This is a genomic window from Chromobacterium sp. CCUG 76385 (assembly GCF_059916625.1).
In genome coordinates this window covers 34,740-51,412 of sequence record NZ_JAUCGU010000019.1, presented here as the reverse complement: position 1 = coordinate 51,412, position 16,673 = coordinate 34,740, and the positions used below count along the sequence as shown (strand labels likewise).

Annotated in this window: 17 protein-coding genes; 8 read left to right on the top strand and 9 right to left on the bottom strand. The window is 64.8% G+C overall.

The genetic code is table 11. The features are described 5' to 3' along the window. The first annotated feature begins 119 nt into the window (after positions 1–119). From QUG01_RS13090 to QUG01_RS13070, 5 genes are all read left to right on the top strand, one after another. Complete coding sequence (locus QUG01_RS13090) at positions 120–374, top strand: FmdB family zinc ribbon protein (RefSeq protein ID WP_500830531.1); 255 nt, start codon at positions 120–122, stop codon at positions 372–374. A 23-nt stretch (positions 375–397) separates the two neighbouring features. Then, positions 398–1,051, top strand: a complete 654-nt coding sequence (locus QUG01_RS13085) for a DUF502 domain-containing protein (RefSeq protein ID WP_500830530.1) — start codon at positions 398–400, stop codon at positions 1,049–1,051. A gap of 77 nt (positions 1,052–1,128) precedes the next feature. Next, a complete protein-coding gene (gene aspS, locus QUG01_RS13080; protein WP_500830529.1) occupies positions 1,129–2,922 on the top strand; it encodes an aspartate--tRNA ligase in 1,794 nt (597 codons plus the stop codon). 221 nt (positions 2,923–3,143) lie between these two features. Then, positions 3,144–3,413 carry a hypothetical protein gene (locus QUG01_RS13075; protein ID WP_103316603.1) on the top strand — a complete coding sequence of 90 codons (270 nt, stop codon included), beginning with the start codon at positions 3,144–3,146 and terminating at the stop codon, positions 3,411–3,413. Between the two features lie 211 nt (positions 3,414–3,624). After that, positions 3,625–4,239 (top strand): peroxiredoxin, encoded by a 615-nt coding sequence (locus QUG01_RS13070; RefSeq protein ID WP_500830528.1) that lies wholly within the window; start codon positions 3,625–3,627, stop codon positions 4,237–4,239. A gap of 83 nt (positions 4,240–4,322) precedes the next feature. On the opposite strand, the gene QUG01_RS13065 is transcribed toward QUG01_RS13070, so the two are convergent. Then, the gene (locus QUG01_RS13065) at positions 4,323–5,570 is read right to left on the bottom strand and encodes an MFS transporter (protein WP_500830527.1); all 1,248 of its coding nucleotides are present in this window, start codon (positions 5,568–5,570) and stop codon (positions 4,323–4,325) included. Positions 5,571–5,677: 107 nt separating this feature from the next. Beyond that, entirely contained in the window at positions 5,678–6,274 is a 597-nt protein-coding gene (locus tag QUG01_RS13060; RefSeq protein ID WP_500830526.1) for an arylesterase, read from the bottom strand. Here QUG01_RS13060 and QUG01_RS13055 point away from each other — a divergent pair. The 3 genes from QUG01_RS13055 (at position 6,273) to QUG01_RS13045 (ending at position 10,051) form a co-directional block, all read left to right on the top strand. Next, positions 6,273–6,971, top strand: coding sequence for an ABC transporter ATP-binding protein (locus QUG01_RS13055; RefSeq protein WP_071109130.1), 699 nt, complete (start codon positions 6,273–6,275; stop codon positions 6,969–6,971). The genes QUG01_RS13060 and QUG01_RS13055 overlap by 2 nt on opposite strands. Next, entirely contained in the window at positions 6,968–9,463 is a 2,496-nt protein-coding gene (locus QUG01_RS13050; protein WP_500830525.1) for an ABC transporter permease, read from the top strand. Before QUG01_RS13055 ends, QUG01_RS13050 begins: the two co-directional genes overlap by 4 nt. Before the next feature lie 66 nt (positions 9,464–9,529). Further along, a complete protein-coding gene (locus QUG01_RS13045; RefSeq protein ID WP_103320924.1) occupies positions 9,530–10,051 on the top strand; it encodes a DUF2946 family protein in 522 nt (173 codons plus the stop codon). A 64-nt stretch (positions 10,052–10,115) separates the two neighbouring features. Here QUG01_RS13045 and QUG01_RS13040 read toward each other — a convergent pair whose 3' ends face one another. The 7 genes from QUG01_RS13040 to QUG01_RS13010 all read right to left on the bottom strand — a co-directional run bounded on the left by QUG01_RS13040 (position 10,116) and on the right by QUG01_RS13010 (position 16,502). Next, a complete protein-coding gene (locus QUG01_RS13040) occupies positions 10,116–11,375 on the bottom strand; it encodes a CynX/NimT family MFS transporter (RefSeq protein ID WP_500830524.1) in 1,260 nt (419 codons plus the stop codon). 9 nt (positions 11,376–11,384) lie between these two features. Then, complete coding sequence (locus tag QUG01_RS13035) at positions 11,385–12,023, bottom strand: FadR/GntR family transcriptional regulator (RefSeq protein WP_500830523.1); 639 nt, start codon at positions 12,021–12,023, stop codon at positions 11,385–11,387. A 125-nt stretch (positions 12,024–12,148) separates the two neighbouring features. Further along, positions 12,149–13,681 (bottom strand): flagellar filament capping protein FliD, encoded by a 1,533-nt coding sequence (fliD, locus tag QUG01_RS13030; RefSeq protein WP_500830522.1) that lies wholly within the window; start codon positions 13,679–13,681, stop codon positions 12,149–12,151. A 155-nt stretch (positions 13,682–13,836) separates the two neighbouring features. Next, on the bottom strand, positions 13,837–14,316 hold the full coding sequence (locus QUG01_RS13025; protein ID WP_500830521.1) for a hypothetical protein: 480 nt from the start codon (positions 14,314–14,316) through the stop codon (positions 13,837–13,839). Positions 14,317–14,400: 84 nt separating this feature from the next. Continuing rightward, complete coding sequence (modB, locus tag QUG01_RS13020; protein WP_500830520.1) at positions 14,401–15,078, bottom strand: molybdate ABC transporter permease subunit; 678 nt, start codon at positions 15,076–15,078, stop codon at positions 14,401–14,403. Continuing rightward, a complete protein-coding gene (gene modA, locus QUG01_RS13015; RefSeq protein ID WP_500830519.1) occupies positions 15,075–15,803 on the bottom strand; it encodes a molybdate ABC transporter substrate-binding protein in 729 nt (242 codons plus the stop codon). Before modA ends, modB begins: the two co-directional genes overlap by 4 nt. Before the next feature lie 57 nt (positions 15,804–15,860). Next, positions 15,861–16,502 carry a DUF3313 domain-containing protein gene (locus tag QUG01_RS13010; protein ID WP_500830518.1) on the bottom strand — a complete coding sequence of 214 codons (642 nt, stop codon included), beginning with the start codon at positions 16,500–16,502 and terminating at the stop codon, positions 15,861–15,863. Positions 16,503–16,673: the final 171 nt, after the last annotated feature.

The window sequence follows — 16,673 nt, the reverse complement described above, 5'->3', positions numbered from 1 at the left end:
GGGCGGCGGACCGCATCTGTACCTGTGTCACCTCTGTCTGGAGTTTAGTTCCGGATGTGGTGCGGTGCAGCAATAATGCGTATTATGCCATTGTGGTCAATTGGCGGGAAAGTAAAGCTATGCCGATCTATGAATATCGTTGCGGCGCCTGTGGTGTCGCCAAGGAACATCTGCAGAAACTTAGCGATGCGCCGGTAGCGGCCTGTCCGGAGTGCGGCAGCGCGGACTATCACAAGCAGCTGTCCGCTGCCGGCTTCCAGCTGAAGGGTTCCGGCTGGTATGCCACCGACTTCAAGGGCGGTTCGTCCGCTTCTTCCAGCAGCACGCCCAGCGCCGGCGGCCATAGCTGCGGCGCCGGCTGCGGTTGCGACTGATGTCGGTCTCCCCAAGAATCAAGATGACCCTGAAGGGTTACCTGATCGCCGGCCTGCTGATCTGGCTGCCGCTGGCGATCACCCTTTGGGTGCTGAACCTGATCATCGGATCGCTGGACCAGACGCTGACCTTGCTGCCCGTGGAGTGGCGGCCGGAGGCCGTGTTCGGCATGCACATACCCGGCCTCGGCGTGGTGTTCGCGGTGTTGGTGGTGATGGGCACCGGCATGCTGGCCGCCAATGTGCTCGGCCGCCGCCTGGTGGGTTTCTGGCATGGCCTGTTGTCGCGCACGCCGGTGGTCAGCTCGATCTACAACAGCGTCAAGCAGGTCAGCGACACGCTGTTGTCTGATTCCGGCAACGCCTTCAAGAACGCCCTGCTGGTGCGCTGGCCGCATCAGAATGCCTGGAGCGTGGCCTTCCAGACCGGCACGCCGGCCCAGGAAATCCTGCAGTGCGCCGAAGACGGCGAGGAGCTGGTCAGCGTCTATGTGCCGACCACGCCTAATCCGACTTCCGGCTACTTCATCGTGGTGCCGCGCAGCGACACCCGCGACCTGAACATGAGCGTCGACGAGGCGCTCAAGTACGTCATCTCGATGGGGGTAGTGGTACCGAACCCGCCGCCGCAGGCTCAGCGTCCGCGCCTCAACGACGAACATAATCGGCAGGGCTAGGCCGTCACCCTGTCTAGCCCCTAATCACGCCGTCTCCCTCAGGGGAGCTTCAAGGATTCAATAAAAAGGTTTACCCAATGCGTACCGATTACTGCGGACTTATCGACAAAAAATATCTAGGTCAAACCGTGACCGTCAAAGGCTGGGCGCATCGTCGCCGCGACCACGGCGGCGTGATCTTCATCGACCTGCGCGACCGCGAAGGCCTGGTGCAGGTGGTGATCGATCCGGACACCCCGGAAGCGTTCAAGCTGGCGGACAGCAGCCGCGGCGAGTATGTGCTGTCCATCACCGGCATCGTGCGCGAGCGTCCGGCCGGCACCGCCAACAGCAAGATGATCTCCGGCGAGATCGAAATCCTGGCCAAGGAAATCGAAATCCTGAACGCCGCGGCCACGCCGCCGTTCCAGATCGACGACGAGAACCTGTCGGAAAACGTCCGCCTGACCAACCGCGTGATCGACCTGCGCCGCCCGGCGATGCAGAAGAACCTGCGCCTGCGCTACAAGGTGGCGATGGGCGTGCGCAACCACCTGGACAAGCAGGGCTTCATCGACATCGAAACCCCGATGCTGACCCGCTCCACGCCGGAAGGCGCGCGCGACTACCTGGTGCCGTCCCGCGTGCATCCGGGCGAATTCTTCGCGCTGCCGCAATCGCCGCAGCTGTTCAAGCAGCTGTTGATGGTGGCCGGCTTCGACCGCTACTACCAGATCACCAAGTGCTTCCGCGACGAAGACCTGCGCGCCGACCGCCAGCCTGAATTCACCCAGATCGATATCGAGACCTCGTTCCTGAACGAGGACGAGATCATGGACATCACCGAAGGCATGACCAAGGAGATCTTCCAGGACGTGCTGGGCGTGACGCTGCCGCAATTCCCGCGCATGACTTACGCCGACGCGATGTTCTACTACGGCTCCGATAAGCCGGACATGCGCGTTTCGCTGAAATTCACCGAGCTGACCGACGTGATGAAGTCGGAAGAGTTCAAGGTGTTCCGCGGCGCCGCCGACATGGCGAACGGCCGCGTGGTGGCCCTGCGCGTGCCGAACGGCGCGTCGTTCAGCCGCAAGGAAATCGACGACTACACCCAGTTCGTCGCCATCTACGGCGCCAAGGGCCTGGCCTACATCAAGGTCAACGACGCGAGCAAACTGAACGAAGAAGGCCTGCAGTCCCCGATCGTGAAGTTCCTGTCGGCCAATGGCCTGAAGGAAATCATCGCCCGCACCGGCGCGCAAAACGGCGACATCATCTTCTTCGGCGCGGACAAGGCCAAGGTGGTGAACGAGGCGATCGGCGCGCTGCGCATCAAGATCGGCCACGAACACGGCCTGGCAAACGGCTATTTCGTCAAGGAATGGCGCCCGCTGTGGGTGGTGGACTTCCCGATGTTCGAACACGACGAGGAAGAAGACCGCTGGACCGCCTGCCACCATCCGTTCACCAGCCCGAAGCCGGGCCACGAGGACCTGATGGCCACCGATCCGGGCAAGTGTCTGGCCCGCGCTTACGACATGGTGCTGAACGGCTGGGAGATCGGCGGCGGCTCCATCCGTATCCACCGCGCCGACATTCAGGAGAAGGTCTTCGGCGCGCTGAAGATCAGCCCGGAAGAGCAGCAGAACAAGTTCGGCTTCCTCTTGGACAACCTGAAGTTCGGCGCGCCGCCGCATGGCGGCCTGGCTTTCGGCCTGGACCGTCTGGTGACGCTGATGTGCGGCGCGGAATCGATCCGCGACGTGATCGCCTTCCCCAAGACCCAGCGCGCCCAGTGCCTGCTGACCAACGCCCCGAACGCGGTGGACGACAAGCAGCTGCGCGAACTGAACCTGCGCCTGCGCCAGAAGGCCGAGCCGACCGCCTGATTGACCAGGTAGGGCGGAAGCCCCTGCGGGGCATTCCGCCATTGTCTTGCGACGAGATGGCGGAAGGCCGGCTGAGCCGGCTTCCGCCCTACGCCAGGCCGGCGGTAAATGCCTTATCGAGAACGGACAGCATGCTGTCCGTTTTTTTGCCCTTTAAATTATCTATGTACATGTGTACAATAAATTTGTGTTTATGTATATGGATAAGATTGGAGAGGGCAATGGCGCAACAGAGCGAAGTGAAAGACATCCTGGTGGAACGGACCCAGACCGGGGTCAAGATCGAGAAGCGCATCCTGAAGGTGTTGAAGGGCATGGCGGAGTACCATGACATTTCGCTGGGCGACCTGCTGGAAGGGATCGTGCTGCATGCCTTCGATGGCAAAACGCCGTTCGGCGAGGAGTCGCTGGCCAAGATCCGCCAGCTGAAAGAGGTGTATGGCCTGAACCTGGACGCCAGCCACAGCCACCATCTGCGCGAGAAGAACTAAAAACGGGCCAAGCTTGAAACTTCGGCGCAAAGGCCCCATCTGACAACAGTTGGCTGGCCCTGCGCCCATTGCAAAACTTTATCGTCACGATATCGATTTACAATTTGCCGGGCCTGGGCGTGGTGTTTTATAAAGCTTCGCAATCCGCCGCGCATTCAGGATGCCCGATTCCGGGATGCGCTGTCATACCAAGACCTTTAAGGAGATCCACATGGCCGTACTCGTTGGCAAGCAAGCCCCGTTCTTCGCAGGTGAAAAGACTTTTTCCGCCGTGCTGGGCAATGGCGAGATCGTTGACAACTACTCCTTCAAGCAAGCTACCGCCGGCAAGTACGCCGTGGTGTTCTTCTACCCGCTGGACTTCACCTTCGTGTGCCCGTCCGAGCTGATCGCCTTCGACCACCGCCTGGAAGAGTTCAAGAAGCGCAATGTGGAAGTGATCGGCGTGTCCATCGACAGCCAATTCACCCACGCCGCATGGCGCAACACCCCGGTCGACAAGGGCGGCATCGGCCAAGTTGGCTACACCCTGGTGGCCGACATCCAGCATGACCTGTGCAAGGGCTACGACGTTGAAGCCGATGGCGGCGTCGCCTTCCGCGGCTCCTTCCTGATCGACCGCTCCGGCGTGGTGCAGCACCAGGTTGTCAACAACCTGCCGCTGGGCCGCAACGTCGATGAAATGCTGCGCATGGTAGACGCGCTGCAATTCACCGAAGAGCACGGCGAAGTGTGCCCGGCTGGCTGGAACAAGGGCAAGAAGGGCATGAAGCCGTCCGCTGAAGGCGTGGCTTCCTACCTGGCCGAGAACGCCAAGGACCTGTAATCCGCGTCTAGCGCCGGATCTGTCCAACACCCCGCCCGCGCAAGCCGGCGGGGTTTGTCATTCCAAGCCGGCTTCCACTCGGCTCAGCCGCTTTTCAAGGCCTGCTGTCCGCTTGGCTCGCATTCCGACGGCCGCAGCATGCGTCTCAGCGGCACATGCTGCAGCGCCGCGCTGCAACAGGCGGCCAGCGCGCACAGCCACCACAGCGCCGGGCCGCCGACGTGGCCGTAAAGAAAAGTGCCCAGCGCCGGGGCTACCAGGGTCCGGCCGCTCCAGGCCGCGTTGTAGAGGCCGAGGTAGCTGCCGCGTAAGCGGCCTTCCGAGCGATGCATCACCAATTGGGAATAGGTTGGCGACAGCAGCAATTCGCCCAGCGTCAGCGTGATCATCATCAAGATGGCCCAGATGGGGCCTTGCCCCGCGTTCAGCCACAGGAAGGCGAAGCCGGTCAGCAGCGCGCCCAGCTGGATGCAGCGCGCCACGCCCCAGCGCAGGATGCGGCGGCTGATCGGAATTTGCAGCCCCACCACCATCAGGCCGTTGATGGTGAACAGATAGCCTATCCATTGCGGGCCGAGCTGATAGTGTTCGCGCAGGAACAGCCCCAGCGTCACATACATCTGATCGAAGACCAGGGTGACCAGGATCAGCGAGGCGATGACGCGCAGAAACATCCTGTCGCGCCACGGGCCCGGCAGGCTGGCGTCCTCTACGGCATTCCGCGCGGCCTGGGGGCGCGCCTGTTCGCCCAGCCTGAGGTAGGACCAGGCCATCCAGGCGGCGCCCAGCAGCGTGCCGGCAGCATTGGCGACATAAATCCATTGATAACCCCACGCGGCGATGAAACCGGCGGTGACGCCGGCGATGGCCACGCCCAGATTGAATGCCACCCGCAGCATGCCCTGCGCCACGGGGCGCTGCTGCGGTGCGCACGGTTCCAGCGCCAGCCGCTGGTTGATCGGCTTGAAGCCGCCATCCGCCATGCCGCCTATCACCAGCAAGGGTATGAACAGCCATACCGGCAGCTGCAGCGCCAACAGCAGCATGCACAGGCCGGATAAGGCCAGCGCCATGACGGCCAGCTTGCGGCTGTCGAAGCGGTCGGTCAAGCTGCCGCCCTTGAACGAGCCGGCCAGCATGCCCATGCCGTAAAAAGCCATCAACAGGCCGATCTGGCTGTAGGGCAGCTGGTAGTTTTCGCGCAGGTACAGCGGCAGGAACAGCTTGGACATGCCGCCGACGTTGTTGATGAAACTGCAGACGATTTGAACGTAGACGCTGGCGGGCAGGCCGCGGTAGGGGCGCAGCATGCGGCTTAGGGGAGTGGGCATGGCGTATGGGGCCGCGCGTCCGGCCAGGCGGGACGCGGAGGGCGATATAATTATGCTAAAGAATTATATTTCATTTAAAACAATATCCCGTCAACCGGTTTGCTGAATTATTTCACTGGCAGTTTTGCCTTCACCGTGCGCATCATGGTGGCTTGCATCTCGGCGCGTGGATGCAGGCCGTCGGGCTGGAAAGCGGACAAGTCGCCGGCGAAGCCCTCCACCAGCAGCGGTACGTAGGCCAGGCGGTTGCTTTTGGCCAGATCGTCATACACGGCGCGGAACTCGGCGCCGTAACGGGGGCCATAGTTGGGTGGCAGCGCCATGCCCACCAACAGCACCTGGGTCTTGCGCGCGCGCGCCAGGTCTATCATCCGCTGCAGGTTGCGCCGCATCTCGGCCATCGGCAGGCCGCGCAGGCCGTCGTTGGCGCCCAGCTCCAGCACCAACACGTCGGGTTTGTGGCGGGACAGCGCGTCAGGCAGCCGGGACAGGCCTCCGGCGCTGGTTTCGCCGGAGATGCTGGCGTTGACCACCTGGTGGCGCGGCGCCAGCTCGCGCGCGAGCAGCGACACCCAGCCTTGATTCGGCGCCAGGCCGTAGCCGGCCGACAGGCTGTCGCCGAATACCAGCACGGTGGCGGCGAGGGTGGGTAGCTGCCATAGCAGCAACAAGGGGAAAAGCATCTTGCAGACGATTGAACGCATGAACGATCCAGTGAAAAAGACGGCGGTGCTGGCCGCCAATGGTTTGGCCAAGCAAGTCCACTTCCGTGGCGATGTGCTGCACATCCTGCGCAGCGCGACGCTGACATTGTATCCCGGCGAGAGCGTGGCCATCGTCGGCACTTCCGGTTCCGGCAAGTCCACGCTGCTGTCCTTGCTGGCCGGGCTGGATCATCCCAGCGACGGCGAGGTGGCGCTGTTCGGCAAGCCCTTGTCGCGGCTCAGCGAGGACGCCCGCGCGCTGCTCAGGCGCGACAAAGTGGGCTTCGTGTTCCAGAACTTCCAGCTGATGCCGCAACTGACGGCGCTGGAAAACGTCATGCTGCCACTGGAGCTGGCCGGGCGCAACGACGCGCGCGAGGCGGCGCGGCAGATGCTGGAGCGGGTGGGGCTGGCGGCGCGGCTGGGGCACTATCCGCGCCATCTGTCCGGCGGCGAACAGCAGCGCGTGGCGCTGGCGCGCGCCTTCGTCATCCATCCCGGCCTGCTGTTCGCTGACGAACCCACCGGCAACCTCGATCCGCAAACCGGCCGCCAGATCATAGACCTGCTGTTCCAGTTGAATGCCGAGCAAGGCACCGCGCTGGTGCTGGTGACGCACGACAACGAACTGGCCAGCCGCTGCGACGCCATCTACCGGCTGGTGGACGGCAAGCTGAACGGAGCGCGCGCGGCATGACCCTGCTTGGACGTTTCCGCCTGGTGACCCGCTTCATCCGCCGCGAACTGGCCGCCGGCGAGCTGACCATACTCGGCCTGGCCTTGCTGGTGGCGGTGGCGGCGATGAGCAGCGTCGCCTTCTTCTCCGACAGGGTGGAGAAAGCGCTGACCACCCAGGCTACCCAGCTGTTGGCGGCCGATCTGGTGCTCAGCGGCAACCAGCCGGCGCCGGAGGCGATACGCGCCGAGGCGCGGCGGCGCGGCCTGCAGACGGCCGACAACATCACCTTCCCGTCCATGGCCTTCGCCGGCGGCCAGGCCACGCTGGCGCAGTACAAGGCGGTCAGCGCCGGCTACCCCTTGCGCGGCGAAACCACCGTGAGGCTGGCGGACGGCAGCGAGCAGAGCGGCCGGCTGCAGCCGGCGCCGGGCAGCGCCTGGGCCGATGCCCGGCTGATCGGGCGGCTCAAGCTGAAGCTAGGCGATGAGATCGGCGTCGGCAATGCCCGGCTCAAGCTGTCCGGCGTCATCGTGCGCGAGCCGGACGGCAGCATGGATATCTACAACTTCATTCCCCGGCTGATGTTCAACAGCGCCGATCTGTCGGCCACCGGGCTGGTGCAGGAGGGCAGCCGCATTCGCTGGCGCCTGCTGTTCGCCGGCGAGGATCGCCAGATCGCCGATTTCCGCGGCTGGCTGCGCCAGCACAAGCCCAAGGGCGCGCGGCTGGAGAATGTCGAAGAAATGCGGCCGGAAATCCGCACCGGCCTGGAGCGCGCGCGCCGTTTCCTGGGCTTGACCGCCATGCTGACAGTGGCGCTGGCTGCCGCGGCGGTCGCCCTGGTGGTGCGCCGCTATCTGCAGCGGCACTGGCAGCAGGTGGCGGTGCTGCGCTGTCTGGGCCTGGGGTCCGGCGAGGTGTGGGGGCTGTTCGTCAGCCTGTTCCTGCTGCTGGGCGTATTGGCTGGCCTGCTCGGCACGCTGGCGGGCTTTGCCGTGCAGCTGGGCCTGATGCGGCTGTTCAGCGGCTATGTCGGCGAGGTGCTGCCGGACCCGGACTGGCTGCCATGGCTGATCGGCCCGCTGGCCTCGCTGCTGTTGCTGGCGGGCCTGGCGCTGCCGCCTCTGATGGGGATACGCGATGTTTCCCCGGCCGCCGTGCTGCGCAATGAGCTGCCGCCGACGCGGCAAGGCGTGGTGGCGCCGGTGCTGGCGCTGGCCACGCTGCTGGGGCTGGCGTCGTGGCAGGTGGGCGAATGGACGCTGGCCGCCTGGCTGCTGTTGGCCATGCTGGGTTTCCTCGCCGTGTCCGGCGGGCTGGCGATGGGGCTGGTGCTGCTGATGCGGCGGTTGCCGCGCGGCGGGCAGATAGGCTGGCGCTTCGGCATCGCCAATATGGCGCGGCGGCGCTGGCTGGCGGTGTTGCAGATCGCCTCGCTATCGGTGGGCCTGATGGCCTTGCTGACGCTGACCGTAGTGCGCGACGACCTGATCGGGGCCTGGCAGCGCAGCGTGCCGGCCGACGCGCCCAACAAGTTTGTCATCAATATTCAGGCCAATCAGCTGGATGCCGTGCGCGACGCCTTTGCCGTGGAAGGCCGGCCGCAGCCGGAGCTGTCGCCCATGGTCCGCGCGCGGCTGATCGCCATCAATGAGCAGCCGGTGCGGCCGGCCGCGTATGATAGCGAGCAGGCGCGCCGTCTGGCCGAGCGCGAGTTCAATCTGTCCTGGCGCGCCGAGCTGCCGCCGGGCAACCAGGTGGTGTCCGGCAAATGGTGGGAAGATGGCAGGCGGGTGAAACCGCAGTTCTCTGTGGAGCGCGGCTTGGCCAATACCCTGGGCATCCGGCTGGGCGACACGCTGGCCTTTGATCTGGCCGGCACCACCTACCGCGCCAAGGTGACCAGCCTGCGCGAAGTGCCGTGGGACAGCTTCCGCGTCAACTTTTTCGTGATCGGCACGCCGGGGCAGTTCCGTCAGCAGCCGGCCAGCTGGATCACCAGCTTCCGGCTGGCGCCTGCCGACGAGGCCTTTGCCGACCGGCTGGTGCAGCGTTTCCCCAATTTGACGGTGATCGACGTCGGCAGCATCCTGGCCGAAGTCCGGGCGATGGTGGACAAGCTGACGCGGGCCATCGAGGCGATGTTCCTGTTGGCGCTGGCGGCCGGCGTGCTGGTGCTGTGGGCCTCCCTGACCGCGACCCGCGACGAGCGGCTGGCCGACATCGGCCTGATGCGGGCGCTGGGCGCGTCGCGCAAGCAGGTGCGCCGCGTGGTGCTGGCCGAATTGATCTGGCTGGGCGCGGTGTCCGGCCTGCTGGCGGCGCTGGGCGCGATGGGCATAGGCGTGCTGGCGGCGGTCAAGCTGTTTTCCTTGCCGCTGCTCTTGAACGGGTGGTTGCTGCCGATAGGCATCGCCAGCGGCGTGCTGGTGGTGACGCTGGCGGGCTGGCCGCTGGTGGGCAAGGTGACGCGCACGCCGCCGTTGACGGTTTTGCGAGACCTTGCTTGAAGCAATTACCATTGCATAGATAAACGATGGATAATGAATAAGCGGGCCACCCGCGGGAGGAGAACGATGGACGCAATAGTATTGGCCGCAATGGCCAAATGGCCCAATGTGCCGGCGGTATTCGGCTGGCTCAGGCTGGACGCGCGCGGGCAGTGGTGGATCAAGGATGAACGGCTGCAGCACGAGGGCATGGCGGAGTTCTTCAACCGCAACTACAGCCGCGACGGGCAGGGACGCTGCTATGTGCAGAACGGCCCGCAGAAAGTGTACGTGACGCTGGACGCCGCTCCGCTGGTTGCCAGGCGCACGCCCAAGGGATGGAGCACGCAGCCGTATGACGACGATGTGCCGGCGCGCTCGGCCTGGCTGACGCCGGATGGCGTGCTGCTGCTGGAGATCGGCGGCGAGCTGGCCGTGGTGGATGATCGCGATCTGCCGTCGCTGCTGGACGAAGGGCTGCCTGGCTGGGATGGCGACATGGCGGCGTTGCCGACGACGCTGAAGCTGGCCGAAGCCGTGCTGCCGCTGGCGAGCGAAACCTTGCCGGCGCTGCAATCGCGCTATGGCATCGTTGCGCGGCCCAAGTGAGGGGATGGCCGCTGCATGACAAAGCCCGCCTGATGGCGGGCTTTGTCATGGCGTGATCGCTTGGTCAGATGGGCTTGGCTTTGACGCCCACCAGCCGCTTGCGTCCTGCCAGCATGCCCACGCTGAATGCCGCCGCGGCGATCAGGCTGAACAGCAGCGCCAGCGGCCACATCGCATGGCTGTGGCTGCGGATCAGGCCGACGGCGAACGGTCCAAGCGAGGCCAGCATATAGCCTATGCCCTGCGCCATGCCGGACAGATGCGCCGCCACATGCTGATCCGGCGAGCGGTGCGCCAACAGGCTCAGCGCGGTGCTGAACAGGCCGCCTTGGCCGAAGCCGAGCAGCGCCGCCCACAGGATCAGGCTGTCGGTCGGCGCGTACAGCATGCCCAGGAGGCCGCTGATCACCATCAGCAGCGTGACGATGATGGGCGGGCGCTGGTTGCGGCAGCGATGCGCCAGCATCGGCACCAGCAGCGAGGCCGGCACCTGCACCATGGTGGACAGCGACAGCATCAGGCCGCCCTGCATCGGCGTCAGGCCGCGGTCGATCAGGATGGACGGCAGCCAGCCGAACACGATATAGGCCAGCGACGATTGCAGGGCCATGAACAAGGTAACCTGCCAAGCCAGCGGATCGCGCAGCAGGCCGCGCACCTGCCACTGGCCCTGGGCCGCGGCGTGGCGGGTATTCAGCTGCGGCCACCATACCGCCAGCGCCAGCACGGCCGGCAGCGCCCACAGCGCCAGCGCCGGCCGCCAGTCGTGGCCGAAATGCTCGGCCACCGGCACGGTGAAGCCGGCCGCCAGCGCCGCGCCCAGGCACAAGGCCATGGTGTAGACGCCGGTCATCAGGCCGGCGCGGCTGGCGAAGTCGCGCTTGACGATGCCGGGCAGCAGCACGCCGATCACGCCGATGGCGGCGCCGGCCAAGGCCGAGCCGGCAAACAGGCCGAAGGTGCCAAACACGGTGCGCAGCACGATGCCGGCGGCCAGCGCCATCAGCACCAGCGCGATGGTTTTCTCGCTGCCCAGCCGGCGGGCCAGGTGCGGCGCCAGCGGGCCGAAAATACCCAAACAGGCCACCGGCAGCGTGGTCAGCAGGCCGGCCAGCGTCGGTGTCAGGCCGGTATCGCGGCTGACCATGCCCAGCACCGGGGCCAGGCTGGACAGCGCCGGGCGCAGGTTGAGGCCTACCAGCACCAATCCCAACAGCAGCAACAGCGTGCGGACGCGGCTGCCCTCCAGGGCGGCGGCAGGCGTGTCGTCGTCGATCAGCAGTTCATCGGCGATCGGTTTGGACCGATTCGTGTTCTCTTGCATGATGCTTCCTTATCGTTGCTTGTGCAGCAGCCGGTCCAGTGTGGCCAGCAGCGGACGGGTGATGGCGGCGGCGGCCTGGCCGGCATGTTCCGGCTTGCGGTCGCGTATGGCCTCATAGATGGCGGCATGGGCGGCGAAGTCCGGGTCGGGCAGGGCCTCGTCGCGTATCGAGTCCTGCACGCTCTGCCGCACCGCGTCGGAGAAATAGCGGTACAGGCTGGCCAGCGCCTGGTTGCCGCAGGCGTCGGCGATGGATATGTGGAAATCCAGGTCGCGCTCGGCATAGCGTTCCGGCGTTTCGCCATCCTGCGGCCGCAGCTGCTCCAGCGTGGCGGCGATGCGGGCCAGCTCGCCCGGGCCGGCGCGTTCCGCAGCCAGTCTGGCCGCGCTTTCTTCCAGCAGGCAGCGCACCTCCAGGTGTTCGCGCAGGCTGGCGCGGCTGATGGAGCGCATCGCCTCGCCGGGATTGATCACGGCGCGCACATAGGTGCCATCGCCCTGTCGCACTTCCAGCAGGCCGGCGTACAACAGCACGCGAATCGCTTCGCGCACGGTGTTGCGGCTGATGCCGAGTTCCTCGGCCAGCTCAGGCTCCGTTGGCATGCGGCTGCCCAGCGGCCAGCGGCCGGCGGCGAGTTGTTGGCTCAAATTTTCCAACGCGATGTCGACTAGCGAGCGTTTGGCGGCTGCGGGGAGCATAGGGCGTGTCCAATACATCCAATCATCCGATGAATTGTAACGCGAAAAATGCCGCCGATGAAAGCGGAGGAAACTCAAGCCGTGGCGGAGAAGCCACCCGATGCGGGCAGGCCCAGCCCTTGGCCTACCAGCAGCGACTCCAGCGCGTAAGGCGCGCCGATGGAATAGACCAGCGCATAACTGGCAATGCCGGCGATTTGTTGCGCCGTCAACGCGCTATTGCTGGACGGATAGCTCAGCAGATTCTGCAGGTTGTAGGGAAAGCGGTCGGGAAGGGAAGGCGTGTGGATCACCAGATTATTGGTGCGTTGCCGCGCGAGCAAGGCATTGGTTTCATTGACCAGCGTCCCGTTGCCATAAGTGGTGTAGCTATTGGCCAGCGTGTTCAGCGCTTGGGCGGCGGTGAAGATCAGATTGGCCGCGCCGCTGGCGTCGCTGTTGTAGGCGGCCTGCAGCGAGCTGACATTCAGGTTCAGCGTGCCGCCCAGCCCGTATTGCGACGGGCTTTGATAGAGCAGGCCCAGCTGGCTGAGCAGGGTCAGCGTGGAGCTTCCATTGTTGTAGCTGGCCTGAGCCTGTTGATTCAGCAGCTGCGGCAACTGGGCGGCGATCGGGTCATTGCCCGGTTTGACCTGGTTGCCCAGCAGGCCATTGATGCTGCCCTGAGCGGTGTTGAAGGCGCTGACCAGCGACTGGGCATTGCTGTTGAGCAGGCCAAAGTCCACATTGACGGCGATATTGCTGCTGCCGGTGGCCAGCAGATTGGCCGATACGCCGCTGCCCAGCTGAATCCCCAGATTGCTGGCGCTGGAGCCGGAGGCGCCGTTGACGGTGTAGCTGGCATTCTGCGCGGCTTGGGTCTGGGTCAGGTTCTGCCCGCTGCCGACGGCCAGGGTCTGGTCGAAGGCCAGGCGCGACAGTCCGCTCTGGTCCGTGTTGTTGCCGTCGTTGTCGCTGACGGTGATGCGGAAGTTGTTGCTGGCGCCGGTATTGGCCTGGCTGATTTGCAATTGATAGTTGCCGGACGAGTTTTGGATCACATTGGCTACCACGCCGGCGCCGGCGCCGTTGATCGAGCTGGCGATGCTGGACAGCGTGCCGTTGCTGATGCTGACCGTTGTGGGCGTGCCGGTGGCGCTGAAGCTGGAGGCCGAGGTCGAACTGGTGTAGGCATAGGTGCCGGTCGTGATGGTCAGGCTGCCGCTGCCCACCACGGTGCTACCGCTGTCCGGCAGCGAAAACGCCGTTGTCGCGCTTTGCGCCTGCGCCAATTGAGAGATATTCAGCAGGTAGCTGGATGTCTGCGCGCTGGCCGAGGCGCTGACGCTGGCCACGGCGGGATTGCTGCTGCTGGCGCTGGTGTTGTTGAAGCGATTGTATGGGGCGTAGATCTGCTGCAGGCTGCTCTGGAAGGTGTTGAGGACGGACATCAGCTGTCCCAGCGTGGACAACTCCACTTGAATCGGGTCGCTCGGCGCGCTGCTGGATGCATTGCTTGTCCCATTGGCCGAGCCAAGCAGCAAGCCGCCAGACAATAAACTGCTCAAGTTCGGCAGCAAACTGTCGAAAGACGAGAGAGTGGAGTTGTATCCGGACAGGGAGTTCATCGCCAACACTTGCAAGCCATGTCTTGTACAAGTGTAGACCATTGTCGCCAAGTCATTGGCGACTAAGTGGTTTTTGCGTACTGGCCGTAGTTTGCTTGATTGGCGTAGAAAAAACGGCATGGCCTTGGCCATGCCGTTGCGATTGTGGCGGGGGCTTACTTGGCCATCGCATCCTTCACGCATTTCTTGGTAAAACTTTGCTTGGCGGCGCCGGCCAGTTTTTTGTCGGCGGCCTTGGCGTCGCAGCTTGCCTGCGCGGCGGCAGTGTCTTTCTCGCACTTCTTCAGGAAGCTTTGCTTGGCGGCGCCGGCCAATTTCTTTTCGGCGGCCTTGGCGTCGCAGGCGGCGTCGGCCAGCGCCAGGTTGGCGCTGAATACGGCGAGGACGGCAAAAAGCAGGGATTTGCGCATGTTTCTATCTCCGGAGTGAATGCCCGTTTCAAGGGCTGAGTCTAGGGGCTGTTGACGTTTGGTGAGCGGTCGCGCCGGGATGCATTTTGCGCCGAATCGAGGCGTTTCGCGCGCCGCATAGTCATTCTCTGCCAGCGCGGAACAACGAAGAGTCGGCGCGAAAGGCGCCCGGCCCTGCGGGTTTGGCCGCTTTGGGCCGGAAGCCACGTTGCCCAGTCCTTGCATAGAATGGCTATGCGTCGGACTGTGCGCCTTGCTTCCGGCCCAAATCGGCTCAAACGCGATCCACTCACCAAACGTCAACAGCCCCTAGTGTTCCGCGTTTTTCTGTCTGGCATTCAGCCAGTAGACCAGCGACAGGGCCGCCAGCGAGAACAGCAACAGCATCAGCGCCAATTGATGGGCTGAGGCGTAGTCGGCCTGTTCGACCTGATTGTACAGCGCGATCGATATCACCCGGGTTACGCCGTCAATATTGCCGCCTATCATCAGCACCACGCCGAACTCGCCTACGGTATGGGCAAAACCCAGGCAGGCGGCGCTGAGCACGCCGCTGCGGCAGGACGGCAGGATCACGTGGCGCATACGCTGCCAGGCCCCGGCGCCCAAGAGCAGGGCGCTTTCCAGCTCTTCCTGCCTTACCGCGCGGAAGCTGGCCAGCAACGGTTGCAACACGAAGGGCAGAGAGTACAGCACCGAAGCGATCACCAGGCCGGCAAAGGTGAAGGCCAGGCCGGGCAGGCCCAGAGACGAGGTCAGCCAGCCTACCGGGCCGTGAGGGCCGAAGGCCAGCAGCAGATAGAAGCCCAGCACGGTGGGGGGCAGCACCAGCGGCAGCATGGCCGCCGCCTCCGCCAGCGGACGCAGCCGCGAGTGGCCGCGCGCCAGCCACCAGGCAAGCGGAATGCACAGCGCCAGCAGCAGCAGGGTGCTGATGCCGGCCAGGCGCAAAGTCAGCGCGATGGCGCTCCAGTCTTGCGAGGTCACGGTTTGAAGCGGTAGCCGGCCTGGGCCATCAGCGCGCGCGCCTGTTCGCCCTTCAGGAAAGCCATCAGCGCGCCGGCGGACGGCGTGGGCTTGAGCTGCAGCGCATCCTGGCGGATCGGTTGATGCAGTTTTTCCGGCACCAGCCAGAAATGGCTGTGTATGCCTTGTTCCAGTAGTTGCGAATAGGCGACGAAAGCGAAGTCGGCCCCGCCCACCTGGGCGAACTGCATGGTCTGGCCGATATTGTCGCCGGTCAGCAGCTTGGGTTTGACCGCGGCGTCCAGTTTCAGCGCGGCCAAGGTTTCCATCGCGGCGCGGCCATATGGCGCGGTGCTTGGGTTGGCCACCGCCAGCTTGTTGAAGTCGCCGCGGCGCAGCGCGGCCTCGCCGGGGTCGTCGCGCTGCTTGCTCCACAGCGCCAGCTGGCCATAGGCATAGGTGAATTGGCTGGACGGCACGCCTACGCCGGCTTTGGCCAGTTCGGCCGGCCGCTCGTCGTCGGCGGACAGAAACACGTCGAACGGCGCGCCTTGGCGAATCTGCGCCGCCAGTTTGCCGGAGGCGCCGGCGCTGGCCTTGATGTCATGGCCGGTGGCGGCCTTGAAGGCGACGGCGATCTTGTCCAACGTTTGCTGGAAATTGCTGGCCACTGCCACCGCGACCGTATCGGCCAGGACGAAGGGTGAGAGGAGCAGGCAAAGCACGGCGAGGCGCAGGCGCGGCATGGCGGATTCCAAGGTTTCTGTTGAGCTGCCTGTCATTATGCCGCCAAGCAGCGCATGCTAGCCAGCGGCCAAGGCGCTTTCGCCTGCTTGCAGCAAGCGCGGCCAGTCGCAGGCCAGTAAGGCCTGCCAGCTGCCGGCTTGCGATGGTTCCGGCGGCAGCCGGACGTCGAGCAGATTGACGCCGCCGCCCAGCAGTTCTCCGCTTTGCGCATCGGACAGCTGAACCACGCTGGCCACTTGTTCCAGATAGGGCGCGATGCCGCTCAGCAAAGGCGAGCGGGCGTCGATGGCGCGCGGCGGGTGCAGGAAGGGCGGCGGCGCGCCGATGTCGACCAGATAGCCGCGCACCGCGAGGCGCATCCGCATGACGCCCGGCCCGGCTACCGGCGCCAGCGGCATCTCCGGCAGCCAGGCGCGCAGCAACGTCTGCAGCCGCAGGTTCAACCCGTTGCCCAGCGCGGTGGCTGTCAATTGCCAGCGGCCATTGACGTTATGATTCAGCAACCAGAGCGGCTCCAGCAGCAGCGAATGGTAGCTCGCCAGCCGCGGCGCGGTTTCGTGGCAGATGAATTGCCGTTTGTCCCGTCCTTGCTGGAATGGCAGCGGCGTGGCGCCTTCCGAACGGCCGCGGGTCCGGCTGACCCGGCATAATTCGTTCCAGGCGACCAGCGCGCATCCTAGATTGAAGAAAGGTTTCATTTCGGGCCGTGCTCGCAGTGGTTAAGATGGCCGGTCGTTGGAGCGACGCGGCGGCGCCTGCCGAAACGGCATGCTTGCAGCTGGAAAATAGGCAAAACCGCGGCGCTTGCTGTTGATGTGGGACAAACTATGAGAACTCCAGCGCGATGGGCCTGTCATGTCGGACAGGGC

Bases quoted from the DNA above. Each gene is read 5' to 3' on its own strand.
- QUG01_RS13090 (WP_500830531.1), top strand. From the start codon at position 120: ATGCCGATCTATGAATATCGTTGCGGCGCCTGTGGTGTCGCCAAGGAA.
- QUG01_RS13085 (WP_500830530.1), top strand. From the start codon at position 398: ATGACCCTGAAGGGTTACCTGATCGCCGGCCTGCTGATCTGGCTGCCG.
- aspS (WP_500830529.1), top strand. From the start codon at position 1,129: ATGCGTACCGATTACTGCGGACTTATCGACAAAAAATATCTAGGTCAA.
- QUG01_RS13075 (WP_103316603.1), top strand. From the start codon at position 3,144: ATGGCGCAACAGAGCGAAGTGAAAGACATCCTGGTGGAACGGACCCAG.
- QUG01_RS13070 (WP_500830528.1), top strand. From the start codon at position 3,625: ATGGCCGTACTCGTTGGCAAGCAAGCCCCGTTCTTCGCAGGTGAAAAG.
- QUG01_RS13065 (WP_500830527.1), bottom strand. From the start codon at position 5,570: ATGCCCACTCCCCTAAGCCGCATGCTGCGCCCCTACCGCGGCCTGCCC.
- QUG01_RS13055 (WP_071109130.1), top strand. From the start codon at position 6,273: ATGAACGATCCAGTGAAAAAGACGGCGGTGCTGGCCGCCAATGGTTTG.
- QUG01_RS13060 (WP_500830526.1), bottom strand. From the start codon at position 6,274: ATGCGTTCAATCGTCTGCAAGATGCTTTTCCCCTTGTTGCTGCTATGG.
- QUG01_RS13050 (WP_500830525.1), top strand. From the start codon at position 6,968: ATGACCCTGCTTGGACGTTTCCGCCTGGTGACCCGCTTCATCCGCCGC.
- QUG01_RS13045 (WP_103320924.1), top strand. From the start codon at position 9,530: ATGGACGCAATAGTATTGGCCGCAATGGCCAAATGGCCCAATGTGCCG.
- QUG01_RS13040 (WP_500830524.1), bottom strand. From the start codon at position 11,375: ATGCAAGAGAACACGAATCGGTCCAAACCGATCGCCGATGAACTGCTG.
- fliD (WP_500830522.1), bottom strand. From the start codon at position 13,681: ATGAACTCCCTGTCCGGATACAACTCCACTCTCTCGTCTTTCGACAGT.
- QUG01_RS13025 (WP_500830521.1), bottom strand. From the start codon at position 14,316: ATGCAAGGACTGGGCAACGTGGCTTCCGGCCCAAAGCGGCCAAACCCG.
- modA (WP_500830519.1), bottom strand. From the start codon at position 15,803: ATGCCGCGCCTGCGCCTCGCCGTGCTTTGCCTGCTCCTCTCACCCTTC.
- QUG01_RS13010 (WP_500830518.1), bottom strand. From the start codon at position 16,502: ATGAAACCTTTCTTCAATCTAGGATGCGCGCTGGTCGCCTGGAACGAA.